The organism is Streptomyces sp. Tu6071, assembly GCF_000213055.1.
GTDB lineage: Bacteria > Actinomycetota > Actinomycetes > Streptomycetales > Streptomycetaceae > Streptomyces > Streptomyces evansiae.
Genome location: NZ_CM001165.1, coordinates 3,861,017 through 3,878,262 on the forward strand (window position 1 = coordinate 3,861,017; position 17,246 = coordinate 3,878,262).

Genomic DNA, 17,246 nt, shown 5'->3' on the forward strand with positions numbered 1-17,246 from the left:
GGGGACGTACGAGGGCACCCGCCGGGGGACCCGCGACCGCTCGACGACGGGGGCGGCGCCACTCAGGCCAGCAGCCGTTCGATGACCGCGGCGACGCCGTCCTCCGTGTTCGGGTGCGTGACGGCGGAGGCGGCGAGGCGTACCTCGGGGTGGGCGTTGCCCATCGCCCAGGACCGCCCGGCCCACGTCAGCATCTCGATGTCGTTGGGCATGTCCCCGAAAGCGATGACGTCCTCGGAAGCGATGCCGCGTTCCGCACAGCACTGCGCGAGCGTGCTCGCCTTGGACACCTCGCGGGCGCTGATCTCCAGGAGAGCGGTCGGGCTGGAGCGGGTGACGGCGACGAGGTCACCGACCGTGTCCCTGGCGAGCCGGAGGAAGGCGTCCGGGGCGAGGTCGGGGTGGTGGGCGAGGAGCTTGAGCACGGGTTCGGACTCCTCCGGCTGAGGCACGGGCCCCGAGTCGAGCCCGAGGAGCTTGGCGATCGGGGCGATGCTCGAAGCGGGATCGAGGTGGAGGGGCGGATAGCCCGGCTCGTGGTGGATGCCGCCCGTGCGCTCGACCGCGTACTGCGTACCGGGCGCGGCACGTCGCAGGCGCTCGGCGACATCGAGCACCGTGGCGGAGGGGAGGGGCCTGACCCGTACGAAGCGGTAGGGCACGCCGCGCTCCCGGTCGGGGGTGCGCAGGTCGACGACCGCCGCGCCGTTGCCGCAGATCGCGAGCCCGTGGCCGTCGACGTGCCCGGCGACCACGTCCATCCAGCGGGCGGGCCGCCCGGTGACGAAGAAGACGGTGACGCCCGCGCGCTCCGCGGCGGCGAGGGCCGCGAGGGTGCGCGGGGAGACGGTCTTGTCCTCGCGCAGGAGGGTGCCGTCGAGGTCCGTCGCGATGAGGCGGGGTCTGGGCCCTGGTGGGATCTCCGGCCAGGCGCGGTCGGAGACCGAGGGCGGCGCGGAGTGGGGGGAGCCGCCAGCGAGCCGCAACCGGGTGGTGACGGCGGCTCTCTCCGCGTCGGCCTCTCCAACGGCGCCCGCCTCGCCGTTCGTACGGGCCGGGGGCGCTTCGTCGTCGGCGCACGGCCCCTCGGACGGCTCGGGGCCGGTGATCGCGCGCACCGGTGCGGGCTCGCTCTTCGCGCGGGCGCCGGACTGCGCGGACCGGGACGGACGGTTCGTACCGGGCTGGACGGCCGCAGGCCCTGCGGTCGGAGAGGTCGCTGAGGTCACTCCGGCATTGTGGCGCATATGCCAGCACGGGCGTGCGACTTCCCGCACAGATGAGCCATTCGCGCCCCCTAAGAGCGCAACGCGCCGCGCGCACCCATGGGACCGCGCGCCAAACCCCGTGTCCTGGACAGACGCCGCTTTCCGGTCAGCCGGGCCCGGGGCCCCTGGGGGCGTACGGCCCGTACGCGCCCCTGCGCGGCGCGCCCATCCGTCACCCCGCTCCCCCGCACCCGCCCGCGCGCCCTCGGCCCACCCCGCGCGCCCAAGCGCCCCGCCCCGCTCCCGCCCGGCCCCGCACAACGGCCCCCGACCTGCCTACCGGCCGCCTGCCCACGCACCGCCGGTCGGGTCCCTGGAGGGGCCGTCCCCCGGCGAGGCGGGTGAGGCGGAGGGCCGCTCCCCGGACACGGCCTTCGGCCACGGAGAATCGGCCGAAAAAGAGAGCGACCCAAACGGCCGGGCGGGCCGGGGACGGCTTGACGGGGCCCGCACCGCTCGAAAGATCAGGGAGCGCTCGACCCGTGGAGGCGTCTCGGGGCCCCACGCGCTAGCGTCGCCGCTGCCACTTCGGCCACCGCGTGCGTGGTGGCGTGCGGCCCGGGGCGCGTCCGCGCCAAGGACCCATCGTCAGGCACGGCCCTCACTCCCTTCACCCCAGCTGCGCCAGTCCCTCCGTCGCGATGCGCTCGAACACCGACTGGTCGGCGGCGAAGTCGGAGTCGGCGATCGGCCAGTGGAGCACCAGCTCGGTGAATCCGGCCTCGCGCTGGCGGCCGGCGAAGTCGACGAAGGCATCGAGCGAGGCGAGCATCGTGGAGCGGTCGGGCGTGAAGGCGGTGAGGAGGATCTTGTCCAGCTCGGCGACATCGCGCCCGATGGCCTCGCACGCCGTGCCGAGCTTCGCGATCTGCCCGCGCAGCGCCGCGTCCGACTCTGCGGGCGTGCCCGTCTCGTACAGCTTGGGGTCGCCCGTCGTCACCCACGCCTGCCCGTACCGCGCTGCGAGCCTGAGCCCGCGCGGCCCTGTCGCGGCGACGGCGAAGGACAGCCGAGGGCGCTGCACACAGCCGGGGATGTTCCGCGCCTCGACGGCGGAGTAGAAGGTGCCCTCCTGCGTCACCGCGTCCTCGGTGAGGAGCCGGTCGAGCAGCGGGACGAACTCCGCGAGCCGGTCGGCGCGCTCGCGCGGCGTCCACTTCTCCTGCCCGAGCGCCGTCGCGTCGAAGCCGTCGCCCCCGGCCCCGATCCCGAGCGTGACCCGCCCGCCGGAGATGTCGTCGAGCGAGATCAGCTCCTTCGCGAGCGTGACCGGGTGCCGGAAGTTCGGAGAGGTGACGAGCGTCCCCAGGCGGAGCCGGGTGGTGGCGGTCGCCGCGGCGGTGAGGGTGGGGAGGGCGCCGAACCAGGGGCCGTCGCGGAAGGTGCGCCAGGAGAGGTGGTCGTAGGTGTACGCGGCGTGGAAGCCGAGTTCCTCGGCGCGCACCCACTGGGCGCGACCCCCTTCCGACCAGCGGTTCACGGGGAGGATGACAGTGCTCAGACGCATGTGACGACTCTACGAGGCGGCTCGGGCGCCCGGCCGCAGGCCCCGCGTGAAGCCGTCCGAGGCTCGTCCGTGCTCGCCCCGCCTCTTCGCGCCTCCGCGATGTTTCACGTGAAACATCGCGGGGCCCCTCCGAAAAACGCCTCCCTGGAGGGCCCACCCGAGGGACGAACTCAAGCGGACCGCTTCCCTCACCCCCGCAGGCCCTCCCCGATCCCCGTCCCCTGCGCCGCCCGCACCACGTGCGCCAGCAGTACCGCCGTCGTCACCGGCCCCACGCCGCCGGGGACGGGGCTGAGCGCTCCGGCGACGCGCGCCGCCGCCGGGTCGACGTCGCCCGTGAGGCCGCCGTCCGGGGTCGGGTTGGTGCCGACGTCGATCACGATCGCGCCGGGGCGGACGTGCTCCGCCGTGACGAGTCCCGGCTGCCCCGCGGCGGCGATCAGGATGTCCGCCTCGCGCGTGACCTCCGCCAGGTCGCGCGTGCGCGAGTGGCACACTGTCACGGTCGCGTCTCGGGCGAGAAGCAGGTGCGCGAGCGGCTTGCCCACGACCGTGGAACGTCCCACGACGACCGCGCGCGCCCCGCGCAAGGGGACCTCGTAGTGGTCCAGCAGCGCGATCACGGCCTCGGCGGTCGCGGGAGCGAAGGCCGCCAGCCCGGCCGCGAGGCGGCCGAGCGACAGCGGGTTCGCGCCGTCGACATCCTTCGCCGCCGGCACCGCCTCCGCGAGCGCCCGCGCGTCGACGCCCGGCGGCAACGGGGTCTGGAGGATCACCCCGTGCACGGAGCCGTCCTCGCCGAGTCCGCGCAGCGCGTCCCGTACCTCCTCCGTGCTCGCCTTCGGACCGAGGTGCACGACCTCGTGGAGCAGCCCGGACTTCTCGGCGGCGGAGACGAGGGAGCGCACGTACCAGGCGCTCGACTCGTCGTCCGTGGCGGTCACGACAGCGAGCTTCGGCGCGCTCCCGGCCTTGCGCGCGGCCTCGACGGCGGCGCGCGTCCCCTCGCGCAGCGAGGCGGCGAGGGCCTTCCCCGGCAGCGGGCGCGCGCCCTCGCCGCTCTCGGTACCGGTCGGGTTCACGGGGGCGTTCATGGGGCTCCTCGGTGCGGGGAGGGAAGGGCGGTGCGGCGGGGCCGGGGGCGGCGCGAGCGCGCCCGGCGGGTGGCGCGCGGCGTCGGGTACGTACGAGACGCGGCCCGGCTCAGGACCTCAGCCGGTACCGGACCTCCGCGGTGACCGCCTCGGCGCGGGCGAGGAGGGGCTCGGTGCGGCCGAGTGTCGCGGTGAGGCGCTCGCGCGCCTCCGCGTCCTTGATGCCGCCGAGGTTGATCTCGACGTTGACGCGCGCGGTGCTCGCGGCGGCGCGTGCGGCCTCGGCAGCGGCGGCGACGTCGGTCACGACGTTCGGGTTGCCGACCGGCAGCAGCTCCTCCGCGAGGCTGACGATCCGCTCCGCGAGGGAGAGGAGCGCCGCCGGGGGAGTCGCCGCGCCGAGCAGCGCCGCGGCGATGGCCCCGGAGCGGGCGGACTTCTCCTCGGGGGTGTTCTTCGGCAGCCGGTAGGCGTCGGTCACCGCGGTGAAGGCCGCGGCGTCCTCGTCGGCGAGGGTCAGCGCGCGTTCCCGCAGGTCATCGGCCTCGGCGGTGATCTCCGCGAGGCGTTCCGCGTGCGCCACGTACTTCGGGCCCGTCGAGTAGCGCGCCACCATCGCGACGAGCGCCGCGCCCTGCGCCGCGTGCACGGCCGCCGCCGCGCCGCCGCCAGGGGCGGGCTCGCGCGCGGCGAGCCGGCCGAGGTAGGCGTCGAGCGGCGTGGTGCGCACGGCGGACACGGGCGTGGGGGCGTGGGTTCCTGGCGACTCGCTCATGGGGCGATTCTTCCGTGCGGGGCGACGGCTTCGGGGGTTTTCCGGTCCGTTTTGACGGCGCATGGCTCGGCTGACGGCCACTCAGCCGACGTGCGGTCCCGGGAGATACAGGTACTGCGGCGGTACGTGCGCGGTGAGCCAGACGCCGTTGCCCGAGCGCAGGAACGCGGCCCCGTCCTCGTACAACTGCCCCGCGCGCACCGTGAGGACGACGGGCCTGCCGCGCCGCGCACCGACCCGGCGCGCGGTCTCGCGGTCGGCCGAGAGGTGCACGTGGTGGCGTGTCATGGGCCGGAGCCCTTCCGCGCGGATCGCGGCGAGCGCGGCGGGCCGGGTGCCGTGGAAGAGGTACGGCGGCGGCGTGAGCGGTTCGAGACCGAGGTCGACGGGGACCGAGTGGCCCTGCTGGGCGCGGATGCGGTCGCCTTCGACGGCGAAGCGGCGCTTGTCGTTGCCCGCGACGACGCGCGCGAGATCCGCGCGCGTCGCGGGCAGTCCCTCGCGGGCCGCCGCGTCCAGGAGAGGGCCGATGCCGGTCCATCCGGCGTGGTCGAGCGTGATGCCGATGCGGTCCGGGGCGTGGCGCAGGTGACGGGAGAGGAAGCGGGAGAGGGCGACGAGGCGGCGGTCGAAGGGCGCGGTGAGAGCGTCGTCGGGCACAGCCTCGCCCTCGGGCCCGCCCGTGGTCGGCCTCGGCGATTCGTTCGACACACGACTCTCGTTCATGCCTATCAGCAGACCATCGGATCAGTAGGATCGCACCGCGTTTTTACCTCACTCGTATGGCTGAACAGGTTTGATCCACAAGCAACTCGACTTATCCACAGGCATATTGGCTTGGCTGTGGATAAGTCGTATGGCTTTTGCGGCACTTGTCCAAGTATGCGCCTATGGTGAGCAGTTACGTGACACGCCATCAACAGGAGGTGTGGAAAGCCTCCTTGGCCTGCTCGCGCCGTCCCCTCAGTCCTTGTCCTCCCCCAACTCCTCGTGCTCCGCGACGAAGTCGGCGATCCACCCGGCGAGCAGCTTGGGCCGGGAGCGGGGCAGCCAGTGCTTGGCCGGGACGGCACGGCGGCGCAGCCCGCGCGGGGTCCAGTCGCCGACCTTGTCGTAGAGGTACGGGGAGAGGAAGGCGTCGCGCGTGGGGATGACGAGTTGCACGGGGACGTGCGCGAAGGCGTCCGGGCGCGGCCTGCGCAGCCGGGGCAGGATGTTGTCCCGGTAGAGCCACGCGCCGTTCGCGGCGTCGGAGGGGAGCGAGGCGGTCGGGTACGCGGTCGAGCTGAGCTTCTCGGCGCGGCGCAGCACGCGCGGCCAGGCCCGGCCGAGCGGGCCCCGCCAGGCGAGTTCGGGCAGCCGGGGCAGGTGGAGGGCGCCGATGTACCAGGACTTGAGGCCCTGGTCGACGAGCTGGAGCAGTCCCTCGGGGCTCGGGTGCCTGCCGCGCCTCGCGTACCAGTGGCCCAGGTGGTCGAGCGAGGGGCCGGAGATCGACGTGAACGAGGCGATCCGGCCCTGCGTACGGCCCACGGTGGCGAACTCCCAGCCCTGCACGGAGCCCCAGTCGTGGCCGACCAGGTGCACGGGCCGCGTGGGGCTCACCGCGTGCGCGACGGCGAGGAAGTCGTCGGTGAGCTTCGGGAGCGTGAAGCCGCCGCGCAGGGGCAGCGGCGCGGTCGAACCGCCGTGCCCGCGCACGTCGTACGTGACGACGTGGAAGCGGTCCGCGAGGAACTCCGCGACCTCCTCCCACACCTCCTGCGAGTCCGGGTAGCCGTGCACGAGCAGCACGGTGGGCCGCGCCGCGTCCCCGCGTGCGAGCACCCGCAGCCGCACGCCGCCGGTCTCGACCCAGCTCTCGCGGACGTCGGCGGGGGGCGGGGCGGACGGGTCTCCGCCGGGGGCCGCGCCGGCGCGCTCACGGTCCGGGCGGCCGGTCGGGCTCGTACGGTCCGCGTCGTTCGTGGCGCCCGCGCCGTCGCCCGCCTCGTTCGTACGGTCCGCGTCTGCCGTCTGGTCCGGGGTGCCCGCGTCGTTCGTACGGTCCGCGCCGCCTTTACGGTCCCCGCCCCCGCTGGCCGTGCCCGTACCGTCCGCCGCTTCGGCGTCCCGGCCCGTACCGTCTTCCGCTCGTCGCTCCGGCACCCTGCCCCCTGGTCCCTCCGGCGGACCCGGGCGGGTCCGGCTCGGTGACGACCGTCGCAACCCTGTGCCGTCCACGTCAAGCCCCGGTTGTTACCGGTGGAAACCCCGGGGGAGCTGCGGAAACCTTTCGGCACCGGTGCGGCGGGGGCGAAACCGCAGGCCGGAGCGGTCGCCTCCACCCCTTCCCCTTGGGGACCCCTAGGGGTACCCGTAGTACCCGAGAGGGACCCGAAGACCAATCCACAGGTTGACGACGGGTGTGGCCCGGCCCACTAGCGTCGTTTCCGTGACTGTGATCGCGACCGAAAGCCTGAGCAAGCGGTACCCCAAGGTGACCGCACTCGACCGGCTCACCGTGGAGGTCGGGCCCGGGGTGACCGGGCTCGTCGGCTCCAACGGGGCCGGAAAATCCACCCTGATCAAGATCCTCCTCGGCCTCTCCCCGGCCACCGAGGGTCGTGCCGCCGTGCTCGGACTCGATGTCGCGAGCCAGGGCGGCGAGATCCGCCGCCGCGTCGGCTACATGCCGGAGCACGACTGCCTGCCACCCGACGTCTCGGCGACCGAGTTCGTCGTCCACATGGCGCGCATGGCCGGGCTTCCCGCCACCGCCGCGCGCGAGCGCACGGCCGACACCCTGCGCCACGTCGGCCTCTACGAAGAGCGCTACCGCCCCATGGGCGGCTACTCGACGGGCATGAAGCAGCGCGTCAAGCTCGCGCAGGCCCTCGTCCACGACCCGGAGCTCGTCTTCCTGGACGAGCCGACCAACGGGCTCGACCCCGTCGGCAGGGACGACATGCTCGGCCTCATCCGCCGGGTGCACGCCGATTTCGGCATCTCCGTCCTCGTCACCTCGCACCTGCTCGGTGAGCTGGAGCGCACGTGCGACCACGTCGTCGTGATCGACGGCGGCACCCTGCTCCGCTCCAGCTCCACGAGCGACTTCACGCAGACCACGACGACCCTGGCCGTCGAGGTCACGGACTCCGACGCGCACCCGGACGGCACCAAGGCCCTGCGCGAGGCGCTGACCGCCGCCGGGGTCGCCCTCGACAAGGGGCCCGCCGAGCAGGGTCTGCCGGGCGCGGGCCACATCCTGCTCCTCGAGGCCGCGGGCGAGCAGACGTACGACCTCGTCCGCGACACCGTCGCCGACCTCGGTCTCGGCCTGGTCCGCATGGAACAGCGCCGCCACCACATCGCCGAGGTCTTCCGCTCCGAAGCGCCCGCCACCACGGGGGCGCCGGGCCACGGCGCCCCCGCCCTGCCCCAGCCCACGGGGTCCTCCCCGTCCGCCGCCGCACCCGCCGGCCCGTCCCCGCAGGAGGTGCGGAACCGATGACAAGCCCCGCCGGGTCCTCGACGATCCACGACATCGGCTACCGCCACTACGACGGCCCCCGCCTGGGCCGCACCGCCATCCGCCGCGCGCTCTACGCGCAGTCCCTCCGCGGGAGCTTCGGTCTCGGGCGCGCCGCGAAGTCCAAGGTGCTGCCCGCCCTGCTCTTCGGCGTCATGCTCCTCGTCGCGGGCATCCTCGCGGCCGTCACCATCGCGGCGAAGCTCAAGGACCTGCCGCTCGACTACACGCGCTACGCGATCGTCATGCAGGCGGTCATCGGCCTCTTCCTCGCCGCCCAGGCGCCCCAGGCCGTCTCGCACGACCTGCGGTTCCGGACGATGCCGCTCTACTTCTCGCGCCCCCTGGAGACCGCGGACTACGTGCGGGCGAAGTTCGCCGCGACGGCGACCGCGCTCTTCATCCTCACCGGCACCCCGCTGCTCGTGATGTACATCGGGGCGCTCCTCGCCAAATTCGACGTCGCGGAGCACACGAAGGGCTTCGCGCAGGGACTGGTCTCCGTGGCGCTGCTCTCGCTCCTCTTCGCCGGTATCGGGCTCGTCGTCTCCGCCGTCACCCCGCGCCGCGGCTTCGGCGTGGCCGCCGTCATCGCCGTCTTCACCATCAGCTACGGCGCGGTGAGCACCCTCCAGGGCATCGCCTACACGCAGAGCAGCGGCAGCGCCGTCTCCTGGCTCGGGCTCTTCTCGCCCATCACGCTCATCGACGGCGTGCAGTCCGCCTTCCTCGGCGCCTCCCCGTCCTGGCCGGGCGCGCAGGACCTCTCGGTCGCGCAGGGACTCGTCTTCCTGCTCCTGGTGCTCGGCCTCGTCGCCGGCTGCTACTCGCTCCTGCTGCGCCGCTACCGAAAGGCCGTGCTGTGACCACCCTCCACCTCGACCACACCTCGCGCTGGTTCGGCAACGTGGTCGCCGTCAACGACGTCTCGATGACCGTCGGCCCCGGTGTCACCGGGCTGCTCGGGCCCAACGGCGCGGGGAAATCGACCCTCATCAACATGATGGCGGGCTTCCTCGCCCCCTCGGGCGGCACCGTGACCCTCGACGGCACGCCGATCTGGCGCAATGAGGAGAGCTACCGCTCGATCGGTCTCGTCCCCGAGCGCGAGGGCATGTACGACTTCCTCACGGGCCGCGAATTCGTCGTCGCCAACGCCGAGTTGCACGGGCTCGACGACAAGGCGGCGGCCAAGGCGCTCGCCACGGTCGAGATGGAGTACGCGCAGGACCGCAAGATCTCCACGTACAGCAAGGGCATGCGCCAGCGCGTCAAGATGGCGTCGGCGCTCGTCCACGAGCCGTCCGTGCTGCTGCTCGACGAACCCTTCAACGGGATGGACCCGCGCCAGCGGATGCAGCTCATGGACCTGCTCCGGCGCATGGGCGAAGAGGGCAGGACCGTGCTGTTCTCCTCGCACATCCTGGAGGAGGTCGAGCAACTCGCCTCGCACATCGAGGTGATCGTCGCCGGACGGCACGCGGCGAGCGGCGACTTCCGCCGCATCCGCCGCCTCATGACCGACCGCCCGCACCGCTACCTCGTCCGCTCCAGCGACGACCGGGCGCTCGCCGCCGCGCTCATCGCCGACCCGTCGACCGCCGGGATCGAGGTCGACCTCAAGGAAGACGCGCTGCTCGTCCAGGCCGTGGACTTCGCCCGCTTCACCGCGCTGCTGCCGCAGGTCGCCCGCGCGGGCGGCATCCGCCTGCTCACCGTCTCGCCGTCCGACGAGTCGCTGGAATCCGTCTTCTCCTACCTCGTCGCGGCCTAGCGGGCCGGAAGGAGTCCGATGTACCACCCCACCGTCGCCCGGCTCACCTACCGGGCACTGCTCGGCCGCCGCCGCGCGCTCATCCTCTTCGCCCTGCCCGTCCTCCTCCTCGTCATCGCCGTCTTCACCCGCGTCCTCGCGGGCGCGGACGACAACACGGCGAGCGAGGTCCTCGGGGGCTTCGCCCTCGCCACGATGGTCCCGATCATCGGCGTCATCGCCGGTACGGGCGCGATCGGCCCCGAGATCGACGACGGCTCCGTGCTCTACCTGCTCGCCAAGCCGGTGAAGCGGCCGACGATCATCTTCACGAAGCTGATCGTCGCGATCGCCGTGACCATAACCTTCGCCGCGGTGCCCACCTTCGTCGCCGGTCTCATCCTCAACGGCAACGGCCAGCAACTCGCCGTCGCCTACACCGTCGCCGCGCTCGTCGCCTCCATCGCCTACGCCGCGATCTTCCTCCTCCTCGGCACGATCACGCGGCACGCGGTGATCGCCGGACTCGTCTACGCGCTGGTCTGGGAGGCCCTCTTCGGCTCCTTCGTCGCCGGAGCGCGAACGCTCAGCGTGCAGCAGTGGGCACTCTCGCTCGCCGAGAAGGTCGTGGGCCGGCCGGACCTGGTCAGCTCCGACGTGAGCCTGCCGGTGGGCATCGTGCTCCTCGTCGCGGTCACGGGCCTCGCCACGTGGTACGCGGGCCAGAAACTCCGCAGCCTGAAGCTCGCGGCGGGGGAGGAGTAGGGGGCTAGCGGCTGGGGCGGGGCTGGCCGGGGGCTCCCGGGGCTGGTACCCGGGTAGTGCGGGGGCGCGCCCGGGGCGCACGGGTGTCGTGGCGCGGCTTGCGCAGGCCCTCGGACCAGCCGCCGGGGCCGCCGCGTCGGGCTCGTGCGGGGATACCTCCTGGGTAGCGGGGGCGTCCCGGTGGCTCGGGCACAGATCTGCGAGAGCGCGGGCTGACTGGCCTGGGACTCCGCCGGGCTCGTACGGGGCTGGCCGCAGGGATCCTCCCCGGGCTCGCGCGCGCCGCCCCGGTGGCTCCGGTAGCACTCACCGGGAGGGCTGCGGCAGGGGCCAGGGCAGGGGCAGGGGGCGTGGGGTTGGAAGGGCTCGTGCGTGGCCGAACGGAGGGTCGCACAGGGCTCAGAGGGAGCTCTGGTCGAGCTTGCGCAAGGCCGATCCAGGGGTTTCGGCGGGCTCGTACGGGGTGGCGCGGGGGCCCGGGCCCGCACGCACCCGGCGGCTGCCTCGGGCAGGGACCCGGCGGCGGGCCGTGCTGGCCGCAGGGCTGCTGGATTCGTAAGGGGGTGGCACGGGGACCCGCAGTCGCGCAGGTGCCCTGGTGGCGCGGGGAGCGGGCGGGAGCTGCGGAGGGCTCGCGCCCGGCTGGGGCGGGGGCTTCACCGGGTTCGTACAGGGCCGGAGCGGGTGCTCCCCAGGCCGCGCGGGCGCCGTGCTGGCTCGGGCAAGGATCGCGTAGGGCTGCGGCAGGGGCAGGCAGGCGCAGGCGGGCTGTCGCGGGTGCCGCGCGAGGCTGGCGTAGGGCTCGCGCCGGGCCGGGAAGGGGCCTCGCGCGGGGGCCGTACGAGGCTTGCGGCCGTGCGCGGGTGGGCTTTCGGGGCACTGACGCCGTTCTGATGTCGTCCGCGCGACACTGGAGGAGAAGGGACGGATCGGTACGAAGGGTGCTCAATGCATTCATCGTGTCGCGTCGACGCAGACGAGCCGCCGCTGGTTCCCGGACTCGTGAGGAGCGGAACCCATGACCGGACACAACACCCCATCCCCCGAAGAGCCCGACCCCTCGTCCCGCCGTGAGGCGGAAGACGGTGGGGGCACGGGTACGGGTTCGGGTGCGGAGGAGGGGGCCGTCGATCCTCGTACGGATACCGGACCGGCCGCCGACTCCGGGGCGGGCGTCGGGAGCCGGGCAGCCGGGGCCGGTGCGTCCCGTGCCGGTGACCGGGACGCCGAGGGCGGGGCGGACGCGGAGCAGGGCGGGGACTGGGACGACGTGGAGTTCGACATGGACTTCATCCGGGCCGCCGACACCGCGGAGCCCTCGGCACGGGCCCGGATGCTCGCCGCTCGCTGGCGTGAGGAGGGCGGTCCGCCGTCGCCCCAGCCATGGCGGTCGGACGAGCCCCCGGCCGGCTGGTTCTTCAGCCGTTCCCGGCGGGGACGGAGACGGAGGAAGCGGCGCGGGGACGGCTGAGCCGGAGCGGGAAACCGCTCTCCGCCGTACGGGACTTCAGGCCGCGCCGCTCGCCGTAGCGGAAGTCCCCCGACCGGCGCGGGAAGGCGGCCGAAACGTAATGAAAAAGACCTGGCGCGGGCGGGCGGGGGCGGGCAGAGTTGTGCGTGCCGGACCCCTCACCCGAGTCCGGTCTCCACGGGGAGTGGAACGTGGCGCGGACCTCCGCGTCCCCCACGCTCCCGAAAGGGCGGACCCTCGCGTCCGAGTAGCTCCGGAGTCGACCACCTCCGCTCCGTCGAGCTCCACGCGACCCGCCCGGGGCGGTCTATGGTGCGCTTGTCGCCCTGGGCCGCCCACCCCCTGGGGTTGACCCGTACGCCACACCCGCCCGCGGCGTACGGGTATGCCCAAAACCGGACACGCGATCATCGCGGGGTCGCGCACGGCCCGAGCCTTCCTCCATCGCGGGGTCGCGCACGGCCCGAGCCTTCCTCGCCCGGGAACAAGGCCGACCTCGGCTCCGCTCGTCCGGCCCGCCGTTCCCGACTCCCGGGCCCGGACCCCCGCTCCCGGCCCTCGGGGCCCGTCACCCTCGGCCCCGGGCCTCCGACCTCGGGCCACCGCCCCGGACCACGGCCGCCTCGCGGTTCATGTCGCCCGTACAAAGCCGAGAGTGCTGACGCCGCTGGGACGCGTCCCTCACCCCCCGAGCAACCGCTCCAGCACCACCGCGATCCCGTCCGCGTCGTGGGACAGCGTGATCTCGTCCGCTATGGTCTTCAGGTCCTCGTGGGCGTCTGCCATGGCGACGCCGTGGGTGGCCCAGCGGAACATCGGGATGTCGTTGGGCATGTCGCCGAAGGCGATCGTCTCGGTCGCCCTGACGCCGAGGCGGCGGGCGGCGAGGGAGAGGCCGGTGGCCTTGGTGAGGCCGAGGGGGAGCAGTTCGACGACTCCCTCGCCCGCCATCACGACGCCCACGAGCTGCCCCGCGATCGCGGTGGCCGTCGTGGCGAGGGCGTCGTCGCTCAGCTCGGGGTGCTGGATGTAGACCTTGTTGATCGGCTGTTCCCACAGCGCGGCGAAGCGGTCCGCGTCGTCGAGCCGGATGGAGGCGAGGCCGCCCTCCTGGACCCGGTAGCCGGGGCCGGTGAGGACATCGCCGTCCAGGCCGTCGCGGCTCACGGCGAGGGCGAGCGGCCCCGTGTGCTCCTCGATCAGCTCGATGGCCCGCCGGGCGAGCCCGCGCTCCAGCGTCACCGAGGTGAGCAGCCGCCCGCTCCCGGCGTCGTAGACCTGCGCGCCCTGCGCGCACACCGCGAGCCCCTGGTAGTCCAGCTCCTCCAGGACCTTCTTCGTCCACGGCACCGCCCGCCCCGTCACGATGATGTGCGGCGCGCCCGCCTCCGCCGCCGCGACGAGCGCGGCGCGCGTACGCGGCGAGACGGTGTCGTCGGAGCGCAGGAGCGTCCCGTCGAGGTCGGTGGCGACGAGCCGGTACGGGAAACGACCGGTCCCCTGGCCCTGCGCGGGCACCGGCACAGCACCCGTCGCGGGCACAGCACCCGTCGCGGGCCCCGCACCCACCGCGGACGCGGCACCGGTCGCGGGCCCGGTACCAACCGCCGACGCGGCACCGGTCGCCGACGCGCCCCCGGCCGCCGACGCGGCGCCCGTCGCGGGCACAGCACCCGCCGCGGGCACCGCCTCCGTCCGCGCAAGCCGCGCCTCCGCCCCCGCCTCCGTGCGCGCCCCCTCGTCCCCCGTGTGAACGGGCTCGGCGCTCACTTGGCGGTGGCCGGGGCGACCGGCTCCAGGACCTCGCGCCCGCCCAGGTACGGCCGCAGCACCTCCGGCACCCGCACCGAGCCGTCCGCCTGCTGGTGGTTCTCCAGGAGCGCGACGATCGTGCGCGGGACGGCGCACAGCGTGCCGTTGAGGGTCGCGAGCGGGCGGGTCTTCTTGCCGTCGCGCATGCGGATCGACAGGCGCCGCGCCTGGAACTCGGTGCAGTCCGAGGTCGAGGTCAGCTCGCGGTACTTGCCCTGCGTGGGAATCCACGCCTCGCAGTCGAACTTCCGCGCTGCGGAGGAGCCGAGGTCACCGGTCGCGACGTCGATGACGCGGAACGGCAGCCCGAGCGAGGTCAGCCACTGCTTCTCCCACTCCAGGAGCCGCCGGTGCTCCGCCTCGGAGTCCTCGGGGGCGACGTACGTGAACATCTCCACCTTGTCGAACTGGTGGACCCGGAAGATGCCGCGCGTGTCCTTGCCGTGCGAGCCGGCCTCGCGGCGGAAGCAGGGCGAGAAGCCCGCGTACCGCAGCGGCAGCCGGTCCGCCTCGATGATCTCGTCCATGTGGTAGCCGGCGAGGGCCACCTCGGAGGTGCCGACGAGGTACAGGTCGTCGTCCTTGAGGTGGTAGACGTCCTGCCCGGCCTGGCCGAGGAAGCCGGTGCCGTCCATCGCCTGCGGGCGGACGAGGGCGGGCGTGAGCATCGGCGTGAAACCGGCCGCGGTGGCCTGCGCGATCGCGGCGTTGACGAGGGCGAGTTCGAGGAGCGCGCCGATGCCGCTGAGGTAGTAGAAGCGCGAACCGGAGACCTTCGCGGCGCGCTCGACGTCGATCGCGCCGAGCAGGTGGCCGAGCTCCAGGTGGTCCTTGGGCGCGAAGCCCTCCGCCTCGAAGTCGCGGATCGTGCCGTGCGTCTCCAGGAGGGCGAAGTCCTCCTCGCCGCCGACGGGCACGTCGGGGTGGACGAGGTTGCCGAGGCGGCGCAGGAGGTCCTGCGTCTGCGCGGCGGCGTCGCTCTGCTCGGCGTCGGCGGCCTTCACCGCGGCGGCCAGCTCGCCGGTCCGCTTCAGCAGCTCCTGCTTCTCGTCCCCCTGCGCCTTGGGGATGAGCTTGCCGAGCTGCTTCTGCTCGGCGCGCAGCTCGTCGAAGCGGACCCCGGAGGAGCGGCGGCGCTCGTCGGCGGAGAGGAGGGAGTCGACGAGCCCGACGTCCTCTCCTCGGGCGCGCTGCGAAGCGCGCACACGGTCGGGGTCCTCACGAAGCAGGCGAAGGTCAATCACAGAGCCAGGCTACCGGGGCGCCGGTCCTGGGCTCGACCGGGATTCGGGGCGCATCGGTTCGCGAGTGTGATCTTTTACCGGACCTGCTTGCGCGTTAAGGGCGAAATGGGTGATTTGCCGGAATGGCCGCAGGGCTTATTCGGCATTCCCCTGAGCGGACGGCGCTTCTCGGCGTACGGTCGCCGAGGCCGCGAAAGGGAACGGGAACGCTCCGGCCGGGCGGCCCGCGAGACCCAACGGGGCGGTGCGGGGGCGGCGTGGTGGCGGTACGGCGGTGGCGCGGGGCGAAGTTGTCCACAGGAGAGCGCGTTCCCGAAAAGTTATCCACAGGCTGCGGACGGCTGCTGTGGATGTCGGAATGCGGAGTTCCGAATCAAGCCGTTCGTTCCGTGGATTTCCCTTTCGAAACCTTGTGGGCGACCCCTTTCGGGTGGAAATTCTCGTTCCCATAGAGTTGATCAAGGGAAAAGTGCCGCCGAAAGGCAGTGAACCGGCCGGAGCGGCCAGGAAATGACTGTGGACGGACTTGGTGGCCGTGGGGGTCTACAGGGCGATTTGTCGACCATGTCGGGCGAGTCTGTCGACTTGTCCCCAGCTCCGGACGCCCGCCTGTGGATAACTCTGTGGACAACTTCTTCATCTTGTACGACGTCTTGCGCGCGACGTCTTGCGCGCGACGCCTCGCCCGCCGTCGCGCACGCCCGGCAGCATCGCGTCACCCCTCCAGCAACCCCTGCCCCACGTACTCCCCCTCCCCCGCGCCCCCCGGCACCGCGTAGAGCCCGCTCGCCTCGTGGCGGATGTACTCGGAGAGCGCGTCGCCGCGGTCGAGCTTGCGCTGCACCGGGACGAAGCCCCGCAGCGGGTCCGCCTGCCAGCAGAGGAAGAGGAGACCCGCGTCCGGGACGCCGTCCGCGTCGATGCCGTCGTGGTACGAGAACGGGCGGCGCAGCATCGCGGCCCCGCCGTTCTGGTCGGGCCGGGTGATACGGGCGTGGGCATTGAGGGGAATGACGAGATCCCCGTCCTTGTCCGTCGCGTCGAGTTCGGGTTCGGTGCGCTCGCCGCCCCCGGTGAGCGGGGCGCCGGTGGATTTCCGGCGGCCGATGACCTTCTCCTGCTCCGCGAGCCCGAGCCCTTCCCAGTCGTCGAGCAGCATGCGGATACGGCGCATGACGACGTACGAGCCGTTCGCCATCCACTCCGGGCCGTCCCCGGGCCCCACGAAGACGCGCTGGGCGAAGTCCTTGTCGCTCTCCTTCGGATTGCCCGTCCCGTCGAGCTGCCCCATGAGATTCCGCGCGGTCCTGGGGCTCGCGGTCGCGCCGGGGGAACGGTTGAAGCCGTTCATCTGCCAGCGCACCCGCGCCGTCCCGCGCGCGTCCTTCTGGAGCGCGCGCAGCGCGTGGAAGGCCACGAGCGCGTCATCGGCGCCGATCTGCACCCACAGATCGCCGTTTCCGCGCTTCGCGTCGAGGTGGTCGGAGGAGAACTGCGGGAGCGGCGCGAGGGCTTCGGGCCGCTGCTTCTCCAGCCCCGTACGGCTGAAGAAGCTGTGCCCGAAACCGAAGGTGACCGTGAGCGAGGCGGGGCCGGCGTCGAGCGCGACACCCGTGTCGTGCCCGTCCGCCGCGACCGCCTCACCGGCCATGAGCCGCTCGGCCGTCCCCGACCAGCGCCGCAGGAGGTTCGCCGCCTCCCGCCGGCCCTTCCCCGCGAGCAAGTCGAAGGCGAGGAGATGGCCCTTTGCCTGGAGCGGGGTGGTGATCCCCGGCTGATGTTTCACGTGAAACATCGCCCGCCGGGCGCCGAGTTGGCTGAGCGCCTCCGTCGGCGCCTCGCTCCCCTCCGGCGCGAGGGCGTACCCCACGCCACCCCCCGCGGCCCCCAGAACGAGCCCGGTGGCCCCCGCGGTGCCGAGCAGCGCGCGGCGGCTGACGCCACCGGGGCGCTCCTGGACCGTACGGTCCTCGGCGGTTCCGGGGGCGGCGGACGCCCGGCCGGTGGTGGCCCGGTCCTGGGACGGGATGCGGTCTGTCATGGTGC

Annotated in this window: 13 protein-coding genes and 1 pseudogene; 5 read left to right on the forward strand and 9 right to left on the reverse strand. The window is 73.3% G+C overall.

Annotation, left to right across the window (positions count from 1 at the left end):
• Positions 1-62 precede the first annotated feature (62 nt).
• The 6 genes and pseudogenes from STTU_RS15915 to STTU_RS15940 form a co-directional block, all read right to left on the reverse strand.
• Positions 63-986 (reverse strand): HAD hydrolase family protein, encoded by a 924-nt coding sequence (locus STTU_RS15915; protein ID WP_043257442.1) that lies wholly within the window; start codon positions 984-986, stop codon positions 63-65.
• A gap of 892 nt (positions 987-1,878) precedes the next feature.
• A complete protein-coding gene (locus STTU_RS15920; protein ID WP_043255342.1) occupies positions 1,879-2,775 on the reverse strand; it encodes an LLM class flavin-dependent oxidoreductase in 897 nt (298 codons plus the stop codon).
• Between the two features lie 188 nt (positions 2,776-2,963).
• Complete coding sequence (locus STTU_RS15925; protein WP_007824648.1) at positions 2,964-3,869, reverse strand: bifunctional 5,10-methylenetetrahydrofolate dehydrogenase/5,10-methenyltetrahydrofolate cyclohydrolase; 906 nt, start codon at positions 3,867-3,869, stop codon at positions 2,964-2,966.
• A gap of 109 nt (positions 3,870-3,978) precedes the next feature.
• A complete protein-coding gene (locus tag STTU_RS15930; protein WP_007824650.1) occupies positions 3,979-4,608 on the reverse strand; it encodes a cyclodeaminase/cyclohydrolase family protein in 630 nt (209 codons plus the stop codon).
• Positions 4,609-4,725: 117 nt separating this feature from the next.
• Positions 4,726-5,304, reverse strand: coding sequence for an RNA 2'-phosphotransferase (locus STTU_RS15935; RefSeq protein ID WP_043257446.1), 579 nt, complete (start codon positions 5,302-5,304; stop codon positions 4,726-4,728).
• 324 nt (positions 5,305-5,628) lie between these two features.
• A pseudogene (locus tag STTU_RS15940) lies at positions 5,629-6,483 on the reverse strand (alpha/beta fold hydrolase); the annotation flags it as partial.
• A gap of 601 nt (positions 6,484-7,084) precedes the next feature.
• On the opposite strand from STTU_RS15940, the gene STTU_RS15945 reads away from it, so the two are divergent.
• The 5 genes from STTU_RS15945 (at position 7,085) to STTU_RS36205 (ending at position 12,144) form a co-directional block, all read left to right on the forward strand.
• Positions 7,085-8,137, forward strand: coding sequence for an ABC transporter ATP-binding protein (locus STTU_RS15945; RefSeq protein WP_007824654.1), 1,053 nt, complete (start codon positions 7,085-7,087; stop codon positions 8,135-8,137).
• Positions 8,134-9,021: an ABC transporter permease subunit gene (locus STTU_RS15950; protein ID WP_043255344.1), complete on the forward strand. Its 888-nt coding sequence runs from the start codon at positions 8,134-8,136 to the stop codon at positions 9,019-9,021. The genes STTU_RS15945 and STTU_RS15950 overlap by 4 nt, the downstream gene beginning before the upstream one ends.
• Positions 9,018-9,929 carry an ABC transporter ATP-binding protein gene (locus tag STTU_RS15955; protein WP_009067281.1) on the forward strand — a complete coding sequence of 304 codons (912 nt, stop codon included), beginning with the start codon at positions 9,018-9,020 and terminating at the stop codon, positions 9,927-9,929. The genes STTU_RS15950 and STTU_RS15955 overlap by 4 nt, the downstream gene beginning before the upstream one ends.
• An 18-nt stretch (positions 9,930-9,947) precedes the next feature.
• Positions 9,948-10,673 (forward strand): ABC transporter permease, encoded by a 726-nt coding sequence (locus tag STTU_RS15960; protein WP_007824657.1) that lies wholly within the window; start codon positions 9,948-9,950, stop codon positions 10,671-10,673.
• A gap of 1,018 nt (positions 10,674-11,691) precedes the next feature.
• Positions 11,692-12,144: a hypothetical protein gene (locus STTU_RS36205; RefSeq protein WP_007824661.1), complete on the forward strand. Its 453-nt coding sequence runs from the start codon at positions 11,692-11,694 to the stop codon at positions 12,142-12,144.
• A gap of 681 nt (positions 12,145-12,825) precedes the next feature.
• On the opposite strand, the gene STTU_RS15970 is transcribed toward STTU_RS36205, so the two are convergent.
• From STTU_RS15970 to efeB, 3 genes are all read right to left on the reverse strand, one after another.
• Positions 12,826-13,668 carry a Cof-type HAD-IIB family hydrolase gene (locus STTU_RS15970; protein WP_007824663.1) on the reverse strand — a complete coding sequence of 281 codons (843 nt, stop codon included), beginning with the start codon at positions 13,666-13,668 and terminating at the stop codon, positions 12,826-12,828.
• Between the two features lie 242 nt (positions 13,669-13,910).
• A complete protein-coding gene (gene serS / locus STTU_RS15975) occupies positions 13,911-15,200 on the reverse strand; it encodes a serine--tRNA ligase (protein WP_007824664.1) in 1,290 nt (429 codons plus the stop codon).
• A gap of 715 nt (positions 15,201-15,915) precedes the next feature.
• Complete coding sequence (gene efeB, locus STTU_RS15980; protein WP_007824666.1) at positions 15,916-17,241, reverse strand: iron uptake transporter deferrochelatase/peroxidase subunit; 1,326 nt, start codon at positions 17,239-17,241, stop codon at positions 15,916-15,918.
• Between the last annotated feature and the right edge of the window lie 5 nt (positions 17,242-17,246).

Coding starts and splice junctions, on each gene's coding strand:
- efeB (WP_007824666.1), bottom strand. CDS start 17,241: ATGACAGACCGCATCCCGTCCCAGGACCGGGCCACCACCGGCCGGGCG.
- STTU_RS15950 (WP_043255344.1), top strand. CDS start 8,134: ATGACAAGCCCCGCCGGGTCCTCGACGATCCACGACATCGGCTACCGC.
- STTU_RS15920 (WP_043255342.1), bottom strand. CDS start 2,775: ATGCGTCTGAGCACTGTCATCCTCCCCGTGAACCGCTGGTCGGAAGGG.
- STTU_RS15925 (WP_007824648.1), bottom strand. CDS start 3,869: ATGAACGCCCCCGTGAACCCGACCGGTACCGAGAGCGGCGAGGGCGCG.
- STTU_RS36205 (WP_007824661.1), top strand. CDS start 11,692: ATGACCGGACACAACACCCCATCCCCCGAAGAGCCCGACCCCTCGTCC.
- STTU_RS15960 (WP_007824657.1), top strand. CDS start 9,948: ATGTACCACCCCACCGTCGCCCGGCTCACCTACCGGGCACTGCTCGGC.